Below are 22,432 nucleotides of genomic sequence, written 5' to 3'. Positions count from 1 at the left end.
CTTTCGCCGAAAACGGAGTCTCTCGTGAGATTGATGCCCCTCTTAGCCTCAGCCTTGTCATTGTCAGCCGGTCTTCTCGCGTCGAGCGGCGCAATGGCACAAAGCGCCCCGCCCAAAACCGCTGCGATCAAGAATATCGTTCTGGTGCACGGGGCGTGGGTGGACGGATCCGGCTGGAAACCGGTGTACGACATTCTGACCAAGGACGGGTACCACGTCAGCCTTGTGCAGGAACCGTTGACGTCACTTGAAGACGACGTAGCCGCAACGAAGCGCGTTCTCGATTTGCAGAACGGCCCGACCATCCTCGTGGCTCACAGCTATGGCGGCTCCGTCATCACGGAGGCGGGCGTTCATCCGAATGTGATCGGACTGGTCTATGTCGCCGCGCATGCGCCGAACATCGGAGAAGACGAAGCGGCACTCGGCAAAGGCATGCCCAGCTACACGTCGCAACAGGCCGGCGCGATCAGGAAAACCGACGACGGCTACACGTACCTGAACCCCGCGGATTTTCCGAAGGACTTCGCCGCCGACCTGCCGCTCAAGACAGCGACATTCGAATCGAATGCTCAGATCCTGACTGCGGCGAAGGTGTTCTCGACCCCGCTGACGGCCGCCGCCTGGACGACCAAGCCGAGTTGGGGCATCGTGGCCGCCGACGACAAGATCATCAATCCCGATCTCGAGCGCTGGTACTACGCGCGAGCGCATAGCCACACGACGGTCATTCCCGGCGCGAGCCACTCGGTGTATGAGTCGCGTCCGAAGGAAGTGGCGGCAGTCATCGAAGACGCCGCACGGCACGCGCACGACTAACGCGCGCCACAGTCCGGAATCCGCCCGCAATAGGCGTCCGGACAACACGTCCGACCATCCCTCGCTGCCCGCGTCCCGGCAAGGAACGCGGGCATGCCGCACTGCGCGCCTATACCCCCGCCAGCGCAGGCAGATCTATCTCGAACGAAACGCGCTCGCGTCGGCCGCTTACCTCATGCGAACGTAACACCTGCGTCGAACGCGGCGCGTCCTCCATGCGTCGAGGCAAAGGCGCTGGATAGCGCGCGCGTTTTTTTCCGAGAATGGCCTGACTCAGAAACTCGGCGCTATAGGCGCTCAGCAAGTGCCCATGGTGCGCTTCGATATACGCGGCGATCTGCGCCTGTTCGCCGTCGATCATAGCCAGCGACGCCAGCGTTTGCGCATCCCAGCGGAAGCGCAGGCCGAGTTCGTCGAAAGCGGCGTTGTAAGCGCATAGTTGCGCCTGGATTTCAGCTTCATGCGCGCTGTCGCCAGCGGTAGATTGGGCGGGATTCACGGTCTTCTCCTTCAGGCAGGTAGCAGGACGAAGAGTAGAAGCACGCACGAATAAACAACAGTTAAAGTTATTTCGAAAAACAATAACCTATCGTTTATATTTTGGTTTACCCCAACCCGCAAAAAGCGATCGAAATCCGTCCGTCCGCAGAGGGATTCCCACCCCAGATCGCCCTATGGATAAGGGCTACGCCCCATCCATTATGAATACCTAATGCAAACCATAAAATGTTTTAACTTTCCCTTATTCCTGTTCTCGCGCAGCATCTTCTCAGACGTGCTGCACCTACGGTTAGGGTTTTCATTGGTGCAGTTCCTTCTGGCCGACCATTGGCGCTTCACTGCCTGACAACCAACCGGCGACGAAGCGATTCGATCATGTAAGTCCAGCGTGCCGCTCGAGCGCGACGGAAGAGACAGGAGACGGAGACATGGGACATTCCGACGTATCGGACAGAGGCCGTACCGCGTTCACACATCACCGCTGGGTGCAACTCGCCATCGGGATTGTCTGCATGGGGCTCGTCGCGAATCTGCAGTATGCGTGGACGCTGTTCGTCGTGCCGATGGACAACGCCCACCATTGGGGACAAGCGGCGATCCAGAGCGCGTTCACGATCTTCATCGTTACCGAAACCTGGCTCGTGCCAGTCGAAGGCTGGCTCGTCGACAAGTTCGGGCCGCGCCCGGTTGTGATCGGCGGTTCGGTATGCGCGGCGCTCGGCTGGATCATCGACGCGCATGCCAGCAGTCTGACCGCGCTATACGTTGCCGCGGTCATTGCCGGGATCGGCGCCGGCTGCGTGTACGGCACGTGCGTCGGCACGGCGCTCAAATGGTTTCCGGACAAACGCGGTCTCGCGGCAGGCTTGACCGCAGCGGGTTTCGGCGCAGGCGCGGCAGTCACCGTGATTCCAATCGCCGACATGATCCAGCGTTCGGGCTACGAGCACACGTTCATGTTCTTCGGCATTTTCCAGGGTGTTTGCATCCTGTTGCTCGCCACCATGCTGATTCGGCCGAAGCCGCCCGCGACCGCGGTCGTCGCCCGGCGCGTGGTGGCAAGCAAGATCGACTACACACCTGGCGAAATGATCCGCTCGCCGCTCTTCTGGGTGCTGTATCTGATGTTCGTGTTCGTCGCCGCTGGCGGCATCATCGCGACCGCGCAGCTCGGGCCGATTGCGAAAGAATTCGGCTTTGCCAAGCTGCCGGTGAGTCTCATGGGCATCACGCTGCCGCTGCTCACCATGACGCTCTCGATCGACAACCTCTGCAACGGCTTCACCCGTCCCCTGTGCGGCTTTCTGTCTGACCGCATAGGCCGCGAGAACACGATGTTCATGATCTTTCTCGGCGAAGGGGTCGCGTTGCTGGGATTGATGCAGTTCGGCCATAACCCCTACGCATTCATGTTCTTCGCAGCCGCTGTGTTTCTGTGCTGGGGCGAGATCTTCTCGATCTTCCCCGCCACCTGCGCCGACACGTTCGGCAGCAAATATGCCGCCGCCAACGCCGGAACGCTTTATACCGCGAAAGGCACCGCTTCGATGCTGGTGCCGATTGCCTCGGTGTTGTCGGCGAACGGCGGGTGGAGCACGGTGTTCATCTCAGCTGCCGTGGTGTCGATCGCGGCAGCCGTGTCCGCCAAGTTCGTCCTCGCCCCCATGAGAAAGCGCTGGATCGAAAACTCGGGTGCGCGAGCCGGCGTGGTCATCGCCGAAGCGCGGCTGCAGCCGTCGTCCGGCGGCTCCCCCGAATAACCGACACCGTGAGCATCCAGCTCGCGACACACCCCACAACGCCCCGCCAACAAGGAGAGATGTCATGGCAGAAGCCGACCAGCCCACAACAGACGATACGTTGAAACAACAGGCGACCGAAACGACCGACGGATTCCATCTCGTCATCGATGCGCTGAAACTGAACGACATCGACACGATCTTCGGCCTGGTCGGCATTCCGATCACCGACCTGGCGCGGCTGGCACAAGCGGAAGGAATGCGTTTCATCGGCTTTCGCCATGAACAACACGCAGGCAACGCGGCGGCCATTTCCGGCTATATGACGCAGAAGCCGGGGATTTGCCTGACGGTCTCGGCGCCGGGCTTTCTGAACGGCCTGACCGCGCTTGCCAACGCGACCACCAACTGCTTCCCGATGATCCTGATCAGCGGCTCCAGTGAACGCGAAATTGTCGACTTGCAGCAAGGCGATTACGAAGAAATGGATCAGTTGAACGCGGCCAAGCCTTATGCGAAGGCCGCTTATCGCGTGCTGCACGCGGAGGATATCGGCATCGGCGTAGCGCGGGCCATTCGAGCCGCCGTGTCAGGACGACCCGGCGGTGTGTATCTGGACTTGCCCGCCAAGTTGCTCGCACAAACACTGGATGCCGTGAAGGCGCAGCAGTCGCTGGTACGAGTGGTCGACGCGGCGCCGCGCCAGTTGCCGGCACCGGAGTCGGTCAAGCGCGCAATCGATGTCCTCAAGAGCGCCAAACGGCCGCTGATTCTGCTCGGCAAGGGCGCCGCATACGCCCAGGCTGACGCGGAGATTCGCGCGTTCGTGGAAGAAAGCGGCATTCCGTATCTGCCGATGTCGATGGCCAAAGGCCTGTTGCCGGACACGCACGAGCAGTCCGCCTCGGCGGCGCGATCGTTCGTGCTGCAGGAAGCCGACGTCGTCGTGTTGATCGGCGCGCGTCTGAACTGGCTGCTGTCGCATGGCAAGGGAAAAACGTGGGGCGCGGCACCGAAGAAGTTCGTTCAGGTGGATATCTCGCCGACCGAAATCGACAGCAACGTGGCGATTGCCGCGCCGGTGATCGGCGATATCGGTTCGTGCGTGGCGGCGCTGCGCGCCGGTATCGCTGCGGGTTTCACGAAGCCGGCCACGGAGTGGACCGGTGCAATCGCGGAGCGCAAGAACAAGAATCTCGCCAAGATGGCCGCGACGCTCGACAAGAACCCGTCGCCGATGAATTTCCACAGCGCGTTGCGCGCGATCCGCGATGTGCTGAAAACACGCCCTGACATCAACGTCGTGAATGAAGGCGCGAACACGCTCGACTACGCGCGCAGCATCATCGACATGTATGAACCGCGCAAACGCTTCGATTCGGGCACGTGGGGAATCATGGGCATCGGCATGGGCTTCGCGATCGGCGCGGCGGTCACGAGCGGCAAACCCGTCGTCGCGATCGAAGGCGATAGCGCATTCGGCTTCAGCGGCATGGAGCTCGAAACCATCTGCCGTTACGAGTTGCCGGTCTGCACGATCGTATTCAACAACAACGGCGTGTATCGCGGCACGGACGTGAACCCGACCGGCGGCAAGGATGTCGCGCCGACCGTGTTCGTGAAGAACGCGCGCTACGACAAGATGATCGAGGCATTCGGCGGCGTCGGCTATCACGCCACCACGCCGGAAGAACTGACGAAGGCACTGCTCGAATCGATCGCCTCAGGCAAACCGAGCCTGATCAACGCCGTCATCGACGAAGCGGCCGGCACCGAAAGCGGTCGACTGACCAATCTGAATCCGCAAAGCGCGGCAATGAAAAAGTAATCTGGGCAACCACGGAGATTTCAACATGACCAAACCTCTCGAAGGCATCAGGATCATCGACTTCACCCATGTTCAAGCCGGTCCCGCCTGCACCCAGTTGCTCGCCTGGTTCGGCGCGGACGTCATCAAGGTGGAACGGCCAGGTTCGGGCGACGTGACACGCAATCAGTTGCGCGACATTCCCGACGCCGACGCGTTGTACTTCACGATGCTCAACAGCAACAAGAAGTCGCTGACGTTGGACACAAAGAAGCCCGAAGGCAAGGAAGTCCTCGAGAAGCTGATCCGCGAGTCCGACGTGCTGGTGGAGAACTTCGGCCCGGGCGCGCTGGACCGGATGGGCTTTTCGTGGGAACGCCTGAACGAACTCAATCCGAAGATGATCGTCGCCTCGGTGAAGGGCTTCAGCGACGGTCACCACTACGACGACCTGAAAGTCTACGAGAACGTGGCGCAATGCGCGGGCGGCGCGGCCTCCACTACCGGCTTCTGGGACGGTCCGCCGACTATCAGCGCGGCCGCGCTCGGTGACAGCAATACCGGCATGCATCTGGCCATCGGCATTCTGACCGCGCTTCTCGGCCGCGACAAAACGGGCAAAGGCCAGAAGGTCGCCGTGTCGATGCAGGATAGCGTGCTGAATCTGTGCCGCGTGAAGCTGCGCGACCAGCAGCGGCTGGAGCGCGTCGGCTATCTCGAGGAGTACCCGCAATATCCGCACGGCGAATTCAGCGACGTGGTGCCGCGCGGCGGCAATGCGGGCGGCGGCGGCCAGCCGGGTTGGGTGCTCAAGTGCAAAGGCTGGGAAACGGATCCGAATGCGTACATCTACTTCACGATTCAGGGCCACGCGTGGGAGCCGATCTGCAAGGCGCTCGGCAAGCCCGAGTGGATCGATGACCCGGCCTACAAGACGGCGGAAGCACGTCAACCGCATATCTTCGATATCTTCCAGACCATCGAAGCCTGGCTCGCCGACAAAACCAAATTCGAGGCGGTCGACATCTTGCGCAAGTTCGACATTCCGTGCGCGCCGGTGCTGACCATGAAGGAACTGGCCAACGACCCGTCGTTGCGCGCGAGCGGCACGATCGTCGAAGTGCCGCACAAGAAACGCGGCACGTATCTGACTGTCGGTAGCCCGATCAAGTTTTCGGATCTGAAGCCGGAAGTCACCGCGTCGCCGCTGCTCGGCGAACACACCGAGGAAGTGTTGGCGAGCCTCGGCTACAGCCAGCAGCAAATCTTCAACCTGCGCGAAGTCAAAGCGGTTTGATGGTGCTACGCTAGCCCGGCCATCGGCTCGGGCTTGCGGATACGGCGTCGCTGGCGACGCCGTATCCCATTCAGGCATCCGTGTTTTCACAATCGGGGGGCGTCATGCAACATGCCATCGACTTCGAGCAACTTGCCAACGCAATCGGCGACGCGATCGTTATTTCGGATGCTCAAGGCAGCATCACATTCTGGAACCCCGCGGCCGAACGCATGTTCGGGTTTGCGCCAGGCGAAGCGCTCGGCAAGTCGCTCGACCTGATCATTCCGGAACGGTTGCGCGGCCGCCATTGGGACGGCTATCACAAGACCATGGCAACGGGCGAAACCCGCTATGGCAACGACGTGCTGCGTGTGCCCGCGGTGCACAAGGACGGGCGGTCCATGTCGATTGCCTTTACGGTCGCGTTGCTGCATTCGCCGCAACACGAGCTCACCGGCATTGTCGCCGTGATCCGTGACGAAACCAGCCGCTTTCAGGAGGATCGTCTGCTGCGCAAACGGCTCGCGGAACTGGAGGCGTCCGCCGGCGCATGAGCACGCGCATTGGCACACGCACACACGCATAATCCGATACCCACAGACCCACTGAAGGCCGGCGCGAGCCGCATCACCTGCGCCGGCTTCAACCCGTTCTCGCCGCTGCCCGCGTCCACGCTGTAAAGTCTGCCGAATCCCGCTCTCAATCACGCCCGGATCAGGCAACATGGACCGCATCGACGCAATGAAGGTGTTCGTCGCCACGCTCGACGAAGGGAGCCTGGTCGGCGCGAGCCGTCGACTCGGCCGCTCGCCCGCGGCGGTGAGCCGGGCTATCGCGTTCCTCGAAGAACATGTCGGGACGGCTCTGCTGCATCGCACGACGCGGACGATCAGACTGAGCGAAGCCGGCGAACGATACGCCGCCGCTTGCCGCCGCATTCTCACCGACCTGGAAGAAGCCGATCTGCTGATCGCCGGCGAGCGCTCCGCACCGCGCGGGCTGCTCACGATCACCGCACCGGTGGCGGCCGGTCAGGACATGCTGCGGGCGATCATCGACGATTTCATCGATCGCTATCCGGCCGTCTCGGTCCGGCTGGATATGCTCGACCGCCCAGTGAGCCTGATCGACGAAGGAATGGACGTGGCGCTGCGCATCGCTCACCTGCCCGATTCGACGCTCGTGGCGATCCCGGTGGGCGAAACGCGGCGGGTCGTCACGGCGTCGCCTCGCTACCTGGCCAAGCACCCGCCGATCGTCGAACCCGCCGATCTTGCGAGGCATCAGATCATCTCCATGAGCCACTTCGGCCTGGATTCATGGAGCTTTCCGCCGCCGGATGGCTCGACGATTCCACGTGTCGTACAGTTCACTCCCCGCTTCATTGTCAACAGTATTCAGGCGGCCGTGGCTTCGGCCGTCGCGGGACATGGCGTCACCCGCATGTTTTCCTATCACGTCGCCGAGCAGGTCAAGGAAGGATCGCTCGAGATCGTCCTGAGCGACAACGAACCCGCCCCGCTACCAGTCCACCTGTTGACGCCGCAAGGGCGTCTCGCGGTTCCCAAGGTGCGAGAATTCGTCGATTTCGCGGCGCCGCGCCTGCGCCGCCACTTCACGCAACCCCTGCGGACCGCGAAGCGCAATTGAATCGACTCCCGGAAGAATGTCTGCCGATCAGCGTGGATTCTCTCTGCAATCGGTTCAATCTAGACTGTGTTCATCGAGAACGCACAGCTCACGCCTTCGGGCCGTACCGGCGAATTCACTGACACGCCCCTCCCCGCACCCGACTCGAACCGGCATTCCTCGTAACGGGCATCAGCCCACGCAGAGACGGCGGCAACGGCGTCGACGCCCAAGGCACTGCATGTCACGTTGCAACTCATTGTGGATTTGATTTGCGATCCTCATGAAATGCATGGCGAGCTGTGAGTTTCGCGCTTATCGCGTCGCGGCCGCCCCGCGGCCGGGTCGGCGCGTAACGGAACAGTGGAGGCAGTCATGCAACGAGCAGTCGCCAATGGATCGATCGCGCCCGCATTCAATGTCTGGCGCGGCACGCTGGCGGGAGCCAGCGCGAGCCTTGTCGGGATAGGCCTCGCGCGTTTCGCCTATACCCCGTTACTGCCGGCTATCGTCAGCGCGCACTGGTTTCCGGCGTCGACTGCAGCCTATCTCGGCGCAGCCAATCTCGGCGGCTATCTGGCCGGCGCGCTTGCAGGCGGCTGGCTGGCGCGGCGATTCGACGCCGCGTCCGTGCTGCGCGCGATGATGCTGCTCGCGACCGTTGCGTTCGTCGCCTGCGCCTTTCCGGTTTCGTTTCTCTGGTTCTTCGTCTGGCGCTTCGCATCCGGCTTGTCGGGCGGTGCACTGATGGTGCTGGCCGCGCCGACGATCCTCGCTCATGTGATCCCATCGCGCAGAGGCTTTGCGAGCGGCGCGATTTTCAGCGGTATCGGTTTGGGTATCGCGGCGTCCGGGACAATCGTGCCGCTCCTGCTGCGTCAAGGTCTGAGCCAAACGTGGCTGGGTCTTGCCGCGCTCTCTCTGGCGCTGACAGCCGTCGCATGGAACGGTTGGCCCGGGCGGGCCGAACCTGCCGTGCAGCATGCTGTGCCACACGCCGGCCACAGCCGCGCCTATCCGGCGGCCTCGATGCGCGCGCTGTACGCCGAGTATGCGTTGAATGCCGCGGGCCTCGTCCCGCACATGATCTTTCTCGTGGATTTCGTGGCGCGCGGTCTTGGCAAGGGTCTCGATGCCGGCGCGCAATATTGGGTGCTGTTCGGACTGGGAGCGATCGCAGGCCCTCTGCTGACCGGTCACCTGGCCGACCGTGCCGGTTTCGGTCCCGCGCTGCGCGTGGCCTATGTCCTGCAGATCGCCGCAGTCGCGTTGCCGGCTGTCGTACCAGGACCCGTCGCGCTGATCGTGTCGAGCGTCGTGGTCGGCGCGTTCGTGCCGGGCGTCGTGCCGCTCGTGCTCGGCCGGGTCAATGAATTGCTCGCGCACCATCCCGCTGCGCAAAAAGGCGCGTGGAGCGCGGCGACCACCAGTTTCGCGGTATTGCAGGCCGTCGCGGCGTATGGCCTGTCATTTCTGTTCGCGCACGACGGTGGCAATTACACGAGCTTATTCCTGATCGGCGCGACCGCCTTGGCGCTTGCGCTGGTGGTCGATCTGTTCACGGCGCTTCGCGACGCTCCGAAGCAGCAATAGCGTTGGCGTCACCCCGTTTTCAGCCGACGGCATCCCTCACTCGAACTGGGAGAACCCCATGATCCCGACACACGGTCCCCGCAAGGACTGCGCACCCGTGAACGAACTCGCAGACGCAAAGGCGCGACTGTACGCACATTCGTTGTTGGAGAAGGCGATATGAGCGCGCGTCCCAATCTCGCTTTGGAAGCCGCGGCTGACATGCGCGGCCTCGACTATTCGGCGCGACACGAGCGTTACTGGCGCCGTAATCTGGCCGTCTGCGTGTTCGGCTCATTCACCACGCTCGTCAGCCTGAGCATGCTGCTGCCGTTTTTGCCCATTTACGTCCAGCAACTCGGCGTGCAGTCGCAGTCCGCCGTCATTCAATGGTCGGGAATCGCATTCGGCGCCACGTTTCTCGGTACGGCCGTCACCGCGCCTTTGTGGGGACGCCTCGCCGATCGCTATGGCCGCAAGCCGATGCTGGTGCGCGCGGCCGTCGGCATGGCGGTGGTGATGTCGTTGATCGGCATCGCGCACAACGTGCACGAACTCGTCGGCCTGCGCTTGCTGGCTGGACTCGTGGGTGGCTATTCGTCGGCTTCGACCGTAATGGTCGGCACGCAGGCTCCGAAAGCGCGCGCCGGCTGGGCGCTGGGCATGCTCTCGACCGGTGCGCTCGCCGGCAATCTGATCGGCCCGCTCGTCGGCGGTTTTCTGCCGGGATGGCTCGGCATTCGCGGCACGTTCTTCGCAGGCGGCGCCATGATCGCGGTTGCCGCTTTGCTGACGATTTTCGTCGTCAAGGAAGACTTCGACCCGGCCACGCATTCCAGCCGGCGACCTGCGGGACATGCGCCGGCGAGCACGCATCGCAACGACTATCCAGTGGTCGCCGCATTGCTGGTCACGGCGATGATGGTGCTGCTCGCCAACATGTCGATCGAACCGGTCATCACAGTCTATGTCGGCAGTCTCGGCGTGCCGTCGCTTCATCTCTCCCGCGTGGCGGGTGTCGTGATGGCCTGTTCGGCTTTCGGCAGCATGCTCACGGCCGCGCGCCTCGGCGCGTTGGCCGATCGGATCGGCAGCTGGAACGTGATCGTCGCTTGCCTGGTGCTGACCGGTCTCGTGATGGTTCCGCAAGCGTTCGTTCACGCGTGGTGGCAACTGGCCGGATTGCGCGCGCTGATGGGCATGACGTTAGCCGGCCTCCTGCCTGCGATTGCGAAACTGGCGCGCCACGCAGTGGAAGAACACAAGACCGGTCAGATGCTCGGTTATCTGCAGTCGGCGCAATTCAGCGGACAGGTGGTCGGTCCGATCATCGGCGGCGCGATCGCTGTTCATCTCGGGCTGCATGCCGTGTTCTTCGTGACCGGTTCATTGCTGGTGGCGTGCGCCGCGCTCGCACACTGGGCGCGTACCCGTCAGCGCGCGGTGCTTTGATCGGGGCGATCGCCCACGTCATTGACCTGCGACGGCTCCGCCCGACGGATTCCTGACCCTTGCGTGCAACTGCGCGCGAACCTCGTTCCCCACCGCTGGCGGCAGCGGGATATAGTCCAGGTCCTCTGCGGCCTGGTCGCCGTTGGTTAGCGCCCAGTCCAGGAATTTAAGCGTTGCCTCACCGCGTCGGCGCGCCGATCACACCGGTCAACAGTGTTTGTGTATAACTCACGAAAGACCTCACTTTAAGTTTGTTGTTGAGGCTTATGAAGTGAAGCTCGCCCAGTAACGAAACCAGTTCTCCCCTTTACAGGATGCTGAAGCTCAGGAGGCAAATTGAATCGCTCTATCACAGCCGCATTGCTTCCAACGCGATGCCGGCGTGGTTTTGAAAATTGATACGCTGTAGGATTGACATCGCAGTTTGCAAACCGCCTGACCCGCGCCACCTTACGTTCACCTCACTACCGTCCGCTTCGGGGACTCAATCGATTTCAGGCGATGAACTCCACACCACCCATGCGCGACGTTGCATCCGCAGACGAGCGGATTCCCGACAATTCCGGCAAACGCGGCGGGACGGTTTTGCCGGACATGTCGCCGGCCGTGGCCTTCTCGACACTGGTCACGCCAATGGTCGCGCAGGTGGCGCAACGCGTGGGCACGCTATGCGTTAGTGCCGATCCGGAAAGTCTGCACAAACTCCGTGTCGTGCTGCGTCGTCTGCGCTCGCTGTGGTGGGCTTACGATCCGCTTATCGACGGATCGCGAGCGAGGCGACAGCGGCGCGAATTCAAGGCGCTGGCCGACTCAGCAGGTCAAACACGTGACTGGGATATCCTGAAACACTTACTGGCAGAAGACACGGCAATACCGCGTTCTTTTGCGGCGCTGATCGAAGGTGTCGATTTATTGCGCGGCGATGCGCTTTTGCACAGTCGCGCAACGATCGCCGACGCGAACGTTGAAGCAGTATTGAACCAGGCAATCGCGGGCGTGATGCAGCAACTCGAACCTCGCTCGTTCAATGAATCGCTTTCGGTATTCGCTGCGAACCGTATTGCAACAGCCCGGAAGGCGTTGCGAAAACGAATGAAGTGTTTGCTTAGGGATCCCAATTCCGGATACGCGGAGTTTCACGAAGTCCGAATCGCCGCGAAAAAGGTGCGCTACCTGCTGGAGTTTTTCGCGCCCCTGATCGAGAGCGGAAACGGGATAGGCGTCGTCGAACTCACGCAAATGCAGGACGAACTGGGAAAACTCAACGACGCCGTTGCGAGTGAATCGCTGCTTGTTACGCATGAAGTTCGCCTCGGCGAGCGCGGTATTGCAGACGATGCAATCGCGTATCTGAGGAATCTCAAAGGCGATCGCATGCAGAGCGCCGAAGCATTGTTACGCGCGCTCGGCGATAGGCTCGCTGACGAGCGTCCCGGCTTAGGCATCAACTAGCGGACTGCGCGCAGCGCCACGAACGCTGAAAACGGGCGCATTGCTTCGCTCTGACTTACCCTACCGTTCCTTGCGCCGGCGAAATGCCCACCATCCGGCCAGCCCTGTAAAACCGGCCACGAGTAACACCATCACCCAGAAGCCGTGCCGGTTTTCAGCGAGCGGAATACCACCCACATTCATTCCGAAAAAACCCGCAACGATATTGATCGGCATAGCCAGTACCGTCACCAATGTCAGCGTGAAGAGCGTGCGATTGTTCTGCTCTTCCAGACGGGAGATGATCTCCTCCTGCAACAGCCTGACCCGTTCGATCAGACCGGCCACATCCGAGAGAACCACCGAAAACTCCTCGGTCGACTCGCGCAGATCCTGCACGTCATCTGAATGAAGCCAGCGCGGCGGTCTCGCCAGTAGCCGGAAGATCGCACCAGGTTCAGGCGCGAGCATGCGTTGCAAACGCGTCAGCATACGACGCATCGCGCCCAGATCGATGCGGTTCTGCGTCGGCCGTTGCGACAGAAATCGATCCTCTATCCGGTCGACGTCGGCGCTGGTTCGGCGCACGATCTGCACGAGCAGGTCGGCCTGGTCGCGCATCAGGTGAACCAGCAATTCCGCCGGAGACCTGAAAAGCTCGCCTTCCCGAACCGACGCGCGCAATCTGTCGACCGAACGCAGTGGCTTCAGACGCGCGGTCACGATAATCCGCTGGTTCGCGTAAATCCACAGCGTCGCTATTTCGGAGGGAATGAACTCGAGATTGAACATGACGTCGTTGACGACCGCGCGCAGCGCGCCGTCCGCATGCTCGATACGCGTCGAGTGCGAGCCTTCGCGCAAGGCATCGAAAAAAGTCTCGGGTAGATCGAGTTGCGCTCTCATCCAGCGTTCGCTCGCACTATGCGCCAGATTGAAGTGAAGCCAAAGAAACTCGCAACCCTCTCTTGCGTCGCCGTTCGCGTCGTGCGCCTGTAACCATTCGACGACTTCATCCGCGTCGATGGGCCGGCCGGCATGAGTCGAAGAAAAGAGAAAGCCACAGACCATGCCGGACGAGTCGGCGCCATAGGTTTGCAAGAGCAGGTCAGATTTCATAGGTCATTCAGCGTTTGCTTCTCATGCGGGTTTGGCATATCCAGTAATTGCCGGCCGATAGTGGAGCATGACGATCGCCAACCGCTGCCGGCCGCAGGCGTCGCACGGATTGAACTGGATGCAAAGGCCCGAGCATATCGCGACCCATCAAAAGAAGGTTAACGTGGTCGTTCTCGCTCGATCGACTTGGATGATCCTTATGATTCCGCAGTCCATCATTTAACCTGAACGGTCACGAGAACGTCATATTTCAGCCTTAAGTTGCAGCCCATCGAAGGCGACCTCATCGCCACAAGGAGTCTCGACATGAAACTCAAGCAACTTACGCTGTTTCTGTGTGCGCTGTGTGCCAGCGCCGCGCACGCCGCCGACATAACCGGCGCCGGCAGTACTTTCGCCGCGCCGATTTACACGAAATGGGCCGATGCCTATCAGAAAACAGGCGGCGGCAAGGTCAACTATCAGGGCATTGGTTCGTCGGGCGGCATCAAGCAGATCATCGCGAAGACCGTGGATTTCGCCGGTTCGGACGCGCCGCTGAAAGACGACGAATTGGCAAAGAACGGCCTGTTCCAGTTCCCCACAGTGGTCGGCGGTGTGGTGCCGGCGATCAACGTGCCGGGTCTGAAGGCCGGCGAACTGGTGCTGTCGGGTCAAGTGGTCGGCGACATCTATCTGGGCAAGATCAAGAAGTGGAACGATCCCGCGATCGTCGCGCTGAACCCGAAAATCAAACTCCCTGATACCGACGTCGCGGTGGTGCGCCGCGCCGACGGCTCAGGCACGAGTTTCATCTGGACGAACTACCTCTCCAAGGTGAATCCGGAGTGGAAAGCGAAAGTGGGCGAAGGCGCCACGGTGAACTGGCCGACCGGCACCGGCGGCAAGGGCAACGACGGCGTGGCCGCATTCGTGCAGCGTTTGCCGGGCGCGATCGGCTACGTCGAGTGGGCCTATGCGAAGCAGAACCACATGACCTACGCCGCGCTGAAAAATGCATCGGGGACCGTGGTCGAGCCGTCAACCGACACGTTCAAGGCGGCAGCGGCGGGCGCCGATTGGTCGAAGTCGTTCTATCAGATCCTCACGAACGAGCCGGGCAAAAACGCGTGGCCCGTGGTCGGCGCGACGTTCGTGCTATTGCATACGACGCAGGACAAAGCACCGCAAGGCGCGGAAACGCTGAAGTTTTTCGATTGGGCATTCAAGAACGGCGGCAAGGCAGCCGACGATCTCGACTATATTTCGCTGCCCGAGTCCGTGACGGCCGAAATCCGCTCGCAGTGGAAACAGAAGGTCAAGGACGCGTCAGGCAAGCCTGTCGCGCCCCAGGCTGCGGATAAATTCGGCGCGCGCCGTTCCTCACCACGCAACCGACCATTCGGCGCCCGTCAGGTCACGACCTTCGACATCACCGCCGTGGCCGGGTCATAGCGGTAGCCCTTTTGCGCGAGCTGGTGGCTCATCGTCGAGCTGATCAGCTTCTGCTGCGTCTCTCTGGCGATCAACTCGTGATCCGGCTTGAGCCGTTCCAGTTCGGATGAAAGCCGTCTGACGAGCGCCACCTCACCGGTGCTGCGTGCGTCGATGAACAAGATCCTCTCGCTTGCCAGACCAAGCCGCTGTTTGAGGTCTTTCGCGTGGGCGACCCATTGTTCCGCCGTGCCGCGAAGCTCGCTGAGCGCCTTTGCATGAGCTTTGGCCTGCGCTGATATTTGGCGTTGCAACGCCGCGATCTCCTCCGCGCCCTCAGCCTCGTCGGTTCGAGCTTGTTGTGCAATGGCTTCGGCTTGCGCGGCCAGCCGTTGTTCCAGTTGCGCAACCTGCTGTTCGGCGGCCTCTGCGCGGTCTCTCGCGGCAGACGCATCCTGCGATAGTCGAGCCAGGTCAGCGCTCGTGGCCACCTTCGCCTCGTTCATGCTCTCGATCTGCCGCCGCGTCTCTTCCAGTTCCAGAGTGACGCGCTGCAGTTCGTTAAGGTGAACCGACATTTCGTCGGCCCGCGCCGCGGCTGCCTGATGCTCCGCTGCCAGCGCAGCGCGAGCTTGCTCCAGTTCGCCCTCCAGCGTTGCGAGTTGTGTGAGGCGCTCGCTTGCCTGCGCCTCGGCGGCTTTCGCGTGCGCCAAGGCCGCGTCCAGCTCCGTCGACAACTGTGCCGCTTCTTCCGTTTTGGCTTGATGGGCGTCGTTCAAACTGAGGAACTGCTGCTGCGCCTGGTCGCGTTCCTGAGTGGCGCGCGCTATTTCTTCGTTCTTGCTCGACACAGTTGCGGACAACTCGGCTCGCGCCTTGCGCTCTTCGTCCAGCAATGCCGCCGTGGCTTGCTGATCGGCAGCGTGTGCCGTTGCGCGCTGCGTGAGTTCTTCAACACGTGCCTGTGCCGCTTGCGCAAGTGCCGTCGCCGCGTTCAGTTCGTCGGCGAGTCGCGTCAGTTCTTCTGACTTTGCCTGATGGGCGTCACGCAGAGTGGCGATCTGCTGCCGCGCCTGCTCGTGCTCCTGAGTGACTCGCGTGATTTCGTCGTTCTTGCCGGAGATGACCGCGTTCAGTTCATCACATGCTTTGCGCTCTTCTTCCAGCGACGCATTGACCGCGGTCAGATTGGCCTGATCCACCGCCGCACGCCGCACGAGTTCTTCTACACGTACCTCGGCTGCCTCGGCGCGTGACGTCGCCGCATTCGCTTCCTGTGACCAGCGCGTCGCTTCCTGCGAGCTTGCCTGATAAGCGGCGTCCAACGTCGCGACCTGCTGCAACGCCTGATCGCGCTCGTGCGTGACTCGCGTTACTTCATCGTTCCTGCTCGAAACAATTGCTGCCAATTCTTCACGAGCCTTGCTCTCTACTTCGAGCGATGCCTTCGTCGCTTCGAGCGATGTCGTCGTCGCTTCGAGGCTGGCATCTTGCGACGCTACGCGCTGCGCAAGTTCTTCCACGCGCGCTTGCGCGACCTGTGCACGCGATGCAGTCGCGCTTGCCTCTTGCGACCAGTGCGCGACTTCTTGCGACTTGGCCTGATAGGCGTCGCGTAGAGTGGCGATTTCCTGCTGAGTCTGATCGCGCTCCCGAGTGACGCGCGTGACTTCATCACTCTTGCTTGCGACATCCGCCGACAACTCTTCACGAGCTTTGCGTTCTTCTTCGAGCGATGCGTTCGCCGCTTCCAGATTGGCGTGGTCCACCGACGCACGCTGCGCGAGTTCTTCAACGCGCGCCTCGGCCGCCTCAGCACGCAATGCGGCCGCGCCTGCCTGCTCCGACCAGTGCGTCGCTTCTTCTGTCTTCGCCTGACAGGCATCGCTCAATGTTGCGATCTCCTGCCGCGCCTGATCTCGCTCCTGAGCGACCTGAGCAACTTCATTGTTCTTGCTCGCGAGCGCCGTGGCCAACTCTTCGCGCGCGAGGCGTTCCTCGTCGAGCAATGCCCTCATGGCCTCCAGATCGGCGTCTTGGGCAGACACACGCTGAGCGAGTTCTTCGACATGAGTTTCAGCCGCCTCCGCGCGGCCCGCAGCGGTTGCGAGTTCCGTTTCGAGGCGCAGAGCGGTACTTTCCGAGGCACTCAGCGCCTCCGTCAGCGCGACGACCCGATTGCGCCCCGTTTCGACGTCATCGATCGTTTTCTGATACTCGGCGAGGGCTTCGTCCCGTTCCGCGCGGGCCGCTTCGAGGTCATGGTTCACTGCGGCCAACCGCTGATTGAAGGCCCGTTCGGCGTCGTGCTGGGATGCCGTCCAGATGCGATCCGCCGCGCTCATCACTGTCTCAGCGAGGCCCTCCGGCAACCCGGGCTGGACCTGCGGTGCCGGCGTTTCGGCCTGCCGCGCTTCGCGCCAGCGCTGCAAGGCCGCGACGATCGACGCAAGCGAACCGCCGCGAACCTCTTTCCAGATCGTCACCGGCGAAACTCTTCTGCCTTCTTCGACCATGCGATCGGCGATGGCGGCGATCTCTTCATCGGTGATTGTGTCTGCGTCCGTGGACATAAGCGCCTCAAGAATCAATGTAACGGGGCGAAAGGTTAAATCTTCAATACGTTACTACGTCTGCGGACGTCCGGCGACGTTTGCGATACAAGGTAAATGACAGGTAGCCTGACGCGGATGGCATCTTATAGCTCAATGACTTTTTCGAATGCGGGGAACAACGGACCATAACGCGGCCAAATCGCCGCGCAATGCCTGTCCGAGACGGGTACTGGCGATACTGGTAGAGGCTCCCGCCTTGTTGGCGTACGGCGACGTTGCAACAATGCAGACGAATCGATTGGCGTAGCCCGTGGGCGTCAAAGCCACGAACCGGCATCGGCACGATGCATCTGATTCACGCAACTTCACCGAGGCATACGGCAATGCGTATTTCGTTTTTGCACACGATGGACGGGAACCGGCAAGTCTTTGAGCAGGCAGCAAAAGCACTCGGCATGCGTGCTGATGATCTTCACCACGAAGTGAGAGCGGATCTGCGCGAGGCGGTTAGTCAGGCGGGGACGTTCTCACACGAGTTGAAAGCCGAGACAAACCAGCGTCTTCTCGCGCTAGCAGCCCATTCCGACGCCGTTATTCTGACTTGCGCCACGCTTGGGGCGGCCGTGGCGGATATCGAGAGTCAACCGGTGCCCATCGTCAGGGCGGATATCGCCCTGGCCGCCGCGGCAGCGGAACTGGGCGGGAAAATCGTCGTGTTATGTGCCGCTGACTCTGCAATCGAATCCACCAGAATGTTGTTTGCGGAGCACAGACGCGGAACCGGTGCGTCAGTGGAGGTCGTTCACCTTCCTCAGGTTTGGGCACGGTTCAAAGCGGGTGATCTCGACGGTTGCCTCGCTGCAAGCGCATTGGCCGCGGAAGACGCATACGAGGCCGGCGCAACGGTTGTCGCATTCGCTCATCCGTGGATGGCGCCCGGCGCGGACCTCGTTCGAAAGGGAAGGCGGCCGCTCGATAGTCCGAGCGCGGCGCTTCGCGCTGCAATGCAACGGTTCGGCGAACACCCGAGCGACGCCTGACCACGAGCGGCACTCAATCCGCGATCAGAGGCTCAAGCCCGCAATAGCTTCGCCAATCAAAAGAAAACTAAAGGCGAAGCGATTATCTCGCCGAGGGCATGAAAGAGACGCGCCGCCGAACTGGTCGGGCGACACCTGCAATGCGCGACCCAGTCTGCACCCGCCGAAGTTTCCGATGAGAAAAGCACCCGAACGCTTCTCCGCCACCGGTCAACCTCAACAGCGCCGTCACTCAGGCCATGCACAAGCGATCCAGGCATTTTCCGCAGGCGCGGCGGCAGATGTCCCACCGCCTTCCGATCGGGACCCATCGCGCCAAATGTTATTATCGGAAACAACACCGTCCCCTCAAAGCGTGCATTCGAAGCATCAAGCCCTATGGACACCCATCTCGCCAAATCCGCCGACCCGTCCACCACCGACCTCGGCCGCCGCGTCCGCGCCGCCCGCCAGGCGCAGGACCTGACGCTGGAAACTGCCAGCCGCCTCTGCGGCGTTTCGCGCTCGACGCTCTCCAAGGTCGAAAACGGCCTGATGTCCCCCACGTTCGATGTTCTGCAGAAAATCGTCCTCGGACTGAAGATCGAGATCGGCGAGCTGTTTGGCTCGACGCCGAAAGTCAGCGCCAGCGGCCGCCGCGCGCTCACCCGCAAGGACGAAGGCCAGCGTCATGCCTATCGCGGCTACCAGATGGAACTGCTTGCCACGGACCTCGCGCACAAAGCGATGCTGCCGTTTCGCATCCGCATCTCCGCGCACACGCTCGACGCCTTCGACGACTGGGGCCGTCACGAAGGCGAGGAATTTCTGTATGTGATCAGCGGCAGCGTGTGCCTGTATTCGGAGCTGTATGCGCCGACGCACCTGAACGCCGGCGACAGCCTCTACTTCGACAGCCGCACCGGCCACGCGGCGGTCTCCACGAGCGAAGAAGACGCCGAAGTATTGTGGATGGCCACCAGCGCCGACATCCCGCACACCCCGCCCGCCACCGAATCGACAAAGAAGTAACGCACGCCCCCACACCGCGCAGCAAGCGGGCTTAACGAGCCGCCAACGCCCGCTGCGCGAGTTGCGCAATATGCATTGCGTGACGCCCCGTGCCTTGCTCGATCTGTTCGCGGCAACTGAAGCCATTGGTCAGCACGATCGTGTCCGCGGCCGCCTCGCGCACCGCCGGAAATAGTCTGTCTTCGCCGATCTTTTCGGAAAGCGCGTGGTGCTCTGCGTTGAAGCCGAACGATCCCGCCATGCCGCAGCATCCTGTATCGAGAAGCTTCCATTTCACGCCGAGCCTGTTCAGCAACGCCGTGTCGCCCTGCATGCCGAACAGCGCCTTTTGATGACAATGCCCATGCACGATCACGTCAGCGGTCAGCGTCGGCCAATCGAACGGCTGCCGCGCGACGAAATCGGAGAACAGGAAGGTCTGCGCGGAGAGCTTCTTCGCTAACGCATGACCGGGCAGTTGCTTCAGCAATTCGTCCTTGAATACCGACAAACAACCCGGTTCGAGACCGACCAGCGGCACGCCCGCGGCGATATCGTCCGCGAGGTCGTCAAGGATGTGCGCGAGAAGTTCGTGCGCACGTTCGAGCAGGCCAAAGTCATAGAGTGGACGCCCGCAGCACAGCCGGTTCTTCGGCAACACGACGTGCCAGCCCAACTGCTTTAAAACGTCGGCGGCGGCTTCGGCAATCTCGGGCGTGAAGTGATCATTGAAAGTATCGACCCACAGAATGACCTTTTTTGCTTCGCCGCGAGAGGCGGGCGCTGTTTGCGGCGAACGCCGTGCGATCTGCCTGTAGGTTGCGCCCGCGAATCGTGGCAGTTCACGTGCTTGCGCCACGCCTGTCACCCACTTGCCGAACGAAGCCAAACCCGGCGCCGACGTCATGAAGTTCGTCAAACGCGGGAAGCGCGCCGCCCACGGCGCCCATTCACCGATGCGCCCCATGAACAGCGCCTGCCGTGGCCGGCGATTCGTCTCGTAGTAATGCGAAAGAAATTCGGCTTTGTATGAAGCCATATCCGTATGCGTCGGGCAATCGGATTTGCAGCCCTTGCACGCAAGGCATGTATCCAGCGCTTCTTTCACTTCGCGGCTTTGCCAGCCATCGACGATCACGTCGCCTTGCAGCATTTCCCAGAAAAGATGCGCACGGCCACGGGTCGAATATTTCTCTTCACGGGTCGCGCGATAACTTGGGCACATCGTGCCGCCTTCGAGCGAACGGCATTTGCCCATGCCGATGCATCGCTCGATCTCGCGCTGAAAGCCGTCGCCTTCCTGGCTGGCAAAGGTGAGCCTGGTTTGCAGCGTGACAGGTTGATAGGCGGGACCCATGCGCAGATTCTCGTCGGCCCGATACGCATGCACGACCTTACCCGGATTCAGACGATTGGCCGGATCCCAGATCGCCTTGAACTGTTCCATTGCCTGCATCAGCTCGGCACCGTACATGATCGGCAGAAACTCGGCTTTGGCCTGGCCGTCGCCGTGTTCGCCCGAGAGCGAGCCGCCGAATTCGACCACCAGCTCGGCCGCTTCGCGCAGAAACTTTCGCCAAGTCGAGATACCTTCCGCGCTGCGCAGATCGAACGTGATGCGCGCATGCACGCAGCCATCGCCGAAATGACCATAGAGGCTCGTCTCGTAGCCGTAGCGATCCACTAGCGACTGGAACGCGCGCAAATAATCGCCGAGACGCAGCGGATCGACCGCCGCATCTTCCCAGCCGACCACCGGGTCAGGCGTGCCGGAATCGACAGACAACGCCACCGCCGAGGCGCCGGTCTCACGAATCGACCATACCTTGGCCTGTAATGCGCGATCTTCGACGAGCATCGCCGAGACATTCGGCCCCGCCTCGCCCGAGCGAAAATAGGTGGCAGCGGCTTGCGCTTGTAGCATCACCGCCTCTTGCGTGTCCGCGCCGAATTCGAGCACGACCCACGCATCGCCTTCGGGCAGCAACGCGATCTCATCCTTCTTCAACCCGCGCGCCTCCAGCCCGCGAATGATCGCGCGGTCGAGTCCTTCGATAGCGATCGGCCCGCAGCGCATGAAATGCGGCACGGCATCCGCCGCCGTGTAAATATCCGTGAAGCCGACCACGACGATCACGCGCTTCGCAGGACTCTTCACGAGGCGCACTTTCGTTTGCAATGTCACCGCGCAGGTGCCCTCGGTGCCGACCAGGGCACGCGCCACGTTGAAGCCGTTTTCCGGCAGCAGTTGATCGAGATTGAAGCCCGACACGCGCCGTTTGATCTGCGGGAATTTCGCGCGGATCTGGTCAGCGTAGGTATCGCGCAACCGTTTCAACGCGGCGTAGATTTCGCCTTGGCGGCCGCCTGCCGCGATGATGCGTTCGAGTTCGCTTGCGGATGTCGGACCGACCCAGAAACGCGCGCCGTCGAAGGTCGCGATCTCCAGCGCCTCGACGTTTTCGACGGTCTTGCCGGCCATCACCGAATGCGCGCCGCACGAGTTGTTGCCGATCATGCCGCCGAGCGTGCAGCGGCTGTGCGTAGCCGGATCGGGTGCGAACGTGAGGCCATGCTGTTCAGCGGCATCGCGCAAGGTATCGCAGACCACGCCCGGCTCGACGATCGCGACGCGCGCGACAGGATCGACCGACACGACACGGTTCACATATTTGCTTGCGTCGACCACCACCGCGACGTTCACGCATTGGCCGTTCTGCGAAGTGCCGCCGCCGCGCGCGAGAAACGGCACGTCGTTGCGACGACAGGCGGCGAGTGTCGCCAATAGATCGTCGACATCCGCGGGCACGACCACGGCGAGCGGCACTTGCCGATAGTTCGACGCATCTGCCGCATACAACGCTTTGGAGCCCTGATCGAAGCGCACTTCGCCGCGCACATGGCTGCGCAAATCGGCTTCGAGCGCCTGCATCACGGCGGCACTGCTCGCGAAAGGCGTGGCAACGCGCGATGCACTCTTCAGCGCGCGACGGCCGGCATCGTCCAACCCGTTCAGGCCCGCGCCCTGCTGTTCATCCAATGACGTTCCCACCGCGCTCCCCGTTTCTCGTGCCTGGACCGCCGCC

15 protein-coding genes and 1 pseudogene are annotated in these 22,432 nt (G+C 61.9%); 12 read left to right on the top strand and 4 right to left on the bottom strand.

Translation table 11 applies throughout. The features are described from left to right. Nucleotides 1-33 precede the first annotated feature (33 nt). Nucleotides 34-819, top strand: a complete 786-nt coding sequence (locus AC57B1_RS29175; protein ID WP_496419446.1) for an alpha/beta hydrolase — start codon at nt 34-36, stop codon at nt 817-819. Between the two features lie 109 nt (nt 820-928). Here AC57B1_RS29175 and AC57B1_RS29170 read toward each other — a convergent pair whose 3' ends face one another. Next, nucleotides 929-1,318 carry a hypothetical protein gene (locus tag AC57B1_RS29170; RefSeq protein WP_496419416.1) on the bottom strand — a complete coding sequence of 130 codons (390 nt, stop codon included), beginning with the start codon at nt 1,316-1,318 and terminating at the stop codon, nt 929-931. 430 nt (nt 1,319-1,748) lie between these two features. Here AC57B1_RS29170 and oxlT point away from each other — a divergent pair, with 430 nt between their 5' ends. From oxlT to AC57B1_RS29130, 8 genes are all read left to right on the top strand, one after another. Continuing rightward, nucleotides 1,749-3,080, top strand: coding sequence for an oxalate/formate MFS antiporter (gene oxlT / locus AC57B1_RS29165; RefSeq protein ID WP_408183740.1), 1,332 nt, complete (start codon nt 1,749-1,751; stop codon nt 3,078-3,080). Nucleotides 3,081-3,144: 64 nt separating this feature from the next. After that, nucleotides 3,145-4,887, top strand: a complete 1,743-nt coding sequence (oxc, locus tag AC57B1_RS29160) for an oxalyl-CoA decarboxylase (protein WP_408348775.1) — start codon at nt 3,145-3,147, stop codon at nt 4,885-4,887. A 25-nt stretch (nt 4,888-4,912) separates the two neighbouring features. Then, nucleotides 4,913-6,163, top strand: coding sequence for a formyl-CoA transferase (gene frc, locus AC57B1_RS29155; protein ID WP_091804609.1), 1,251 nt, complete (start codon nt 4,913-4,915; stop codon nt 6,161-6,163). Nucleotides 6,164-6,267: 104 nt separating this feature from the next. After that, entirely contained in the window at nt 6,268-6,699 is a 432-nt protein-coding gene (locus AC57B1_RS29150; protein ID WP_091804612.1) for a PAS domain-containing protein, read from the top strand. A 169-nt stretch (nt 6,700-6,868) separates the two neighbouring features. Next, nucleotides 6,869-7,795 carry a LysR family transcriptional regulator gene (locus AC57B1_RS29145; RefSeq protein ID WP_496419415.1) on the top strand — a complete coding sequence of 309 codons (927 nt, stop codon included), beginning with the start codon at nt 6,869-6,871 and terminating at the stop codon, nt 7,793-7,795. 354 nt (nt 7,796-8,149) lie between these two features. Beyond that, complete coding sequence (locus AC57B1_RS29140; protein ID WP_496419414.1) at nt 8,150-9,367, top strand: YbfB/YjiJ family MFS transporter; 1,218 nt, start codon at nt 8,150-8,152, stop codon at nt 9,365-9,367. A gap of 201 nt (nt 9,368-9,568) precedes the next feature. Next, nucleotides 9,569-10,798 (top strand): MFS transporter, encoded by a 1,230-nt coding sequence (locus tag AC57B1_RS29135; RefSeq protein WP_496419445.1) that lies wholly within the window; start codon nt 9,569-9,571, stop codon nt 10,796-10,798. A 411-nt stretch (nt 10,799-11,209) separates the two neighbouring features. Continuing rightward, on the top strand, nt 11,210-12,250 hold the full coding sequence (locus AC57B1_RS29130) for a CHAD domain-containing protein (RefSeq protein ID WP_496419413.1): 1,041 nt from the start codon (nt 11,210-11,212) through the stop codon (nt 12,248-12,250). Between the two features lie 60 nt (nt 12,251-12,310). Here AC57B1_RS29130 and AC57B1_RS29125 read toward each other — a convergent pair whose 3' ends face one another. Further along, nucleotides 12,311-13,348, bottom strand: coding sequence for a transporter (locus AC57B1_RS29125; RefSeq protein ID WP_496419412.1), 1,038 nt, complete (start codon nt 13,346-13,348; stop codon nt 12,311-12,313). A 306-nt stretch (nt 13,349-13,654) separates the two neighbouring features. Here AC57B1_RS29125 and pstS point away from each other — a divergent pair. Continuing rightward, nucleotides 13,655-14,674: pseudogene (gene pstS, locus AC57B1_RS29120) on the top strand (phosphate ABC transporter substrate-binding protein PstS); the annotation flags it as partial. A gap of 65 nt (nt 14,675-14,739) precedes the next feature. On the opposite strand, the gene AC57B1_RS29115 reads toward pstS, so the two are convergent. Further along, nucleotides 14,740-17,334 carry a DNA-binding protein gene (locus tag AC57B1_RS29115; protein WP_496419411.1) on the bottom strand — a complete coding sequence of 865 codons (2,595 nt, stop codon included), beginning with the start codon at nt 17,332-17,334 and terminating at the stop codon, nt 14,740-14,742. A 389-nt stretch (nt 17,335-17,723) separates the two neighbouring features. Here AC57B1_RS29115 and AC57B1_RS29110 point away from each other — a divergent pair, with 389 nt between their 5' ends. Together AC57B1_RS29110 and AC57B1_RS29105 are read left to right on the top strand one after the other, a co-directional pair. Further along, the gene (locus tag AC57B1_RS29110; protein ID WP_496419444.1) at nt 17,724-18,356 is read left to right on the top strand and encodes an arylsulfatase; all 633 of its coding nucleotides are present in this window, start codon (nt 17,724-17,726) and stop codon (nt 18,354-18,356) included. 378 nt (nt 18,357-18,734) lie between these two features. Further along, on the top strand, nt 18,735-19,367 hold the full coding sequence (locus tag AC57B1_RS29105; RefSeq protein WP_408183711.1) for a helix-turn-helix domain-containing protein: 633 nt from the start codon (nt 18,735-18,737) through the stop codon (nt 19,365-19,367). Between the two features lie 31 nt (nt 19,368-19,398). Here the strand turns inward: AC57B1_RS29105 and AC57B1_RS29100 are convergent, their stop codons facing one another. Further along, nucleotides 19,399-22,398, bottom strand: a complete 3,000-nt coding sequence (locus AC57B1_RS29100; RefSeq protein ID WP_496419410.1) for an FAD-binding and (Fe-S)-binding domain-containing protein — start codon at nt 22,396-22,398, stop codon at nt 19,399-19,401. Nucleotides 22,399-22,432 lie beyond the last annotated feature (34 nt).

Source organism: Paraburkholderia sp. BGA-UO-ETr-F21, assembly GCF_059567925.1.
The sequence above is the reverse complement of the archived record's forward strand: the minus strand, read 5'-3'. Positions and strand labels throughout refer to the sequence as shown.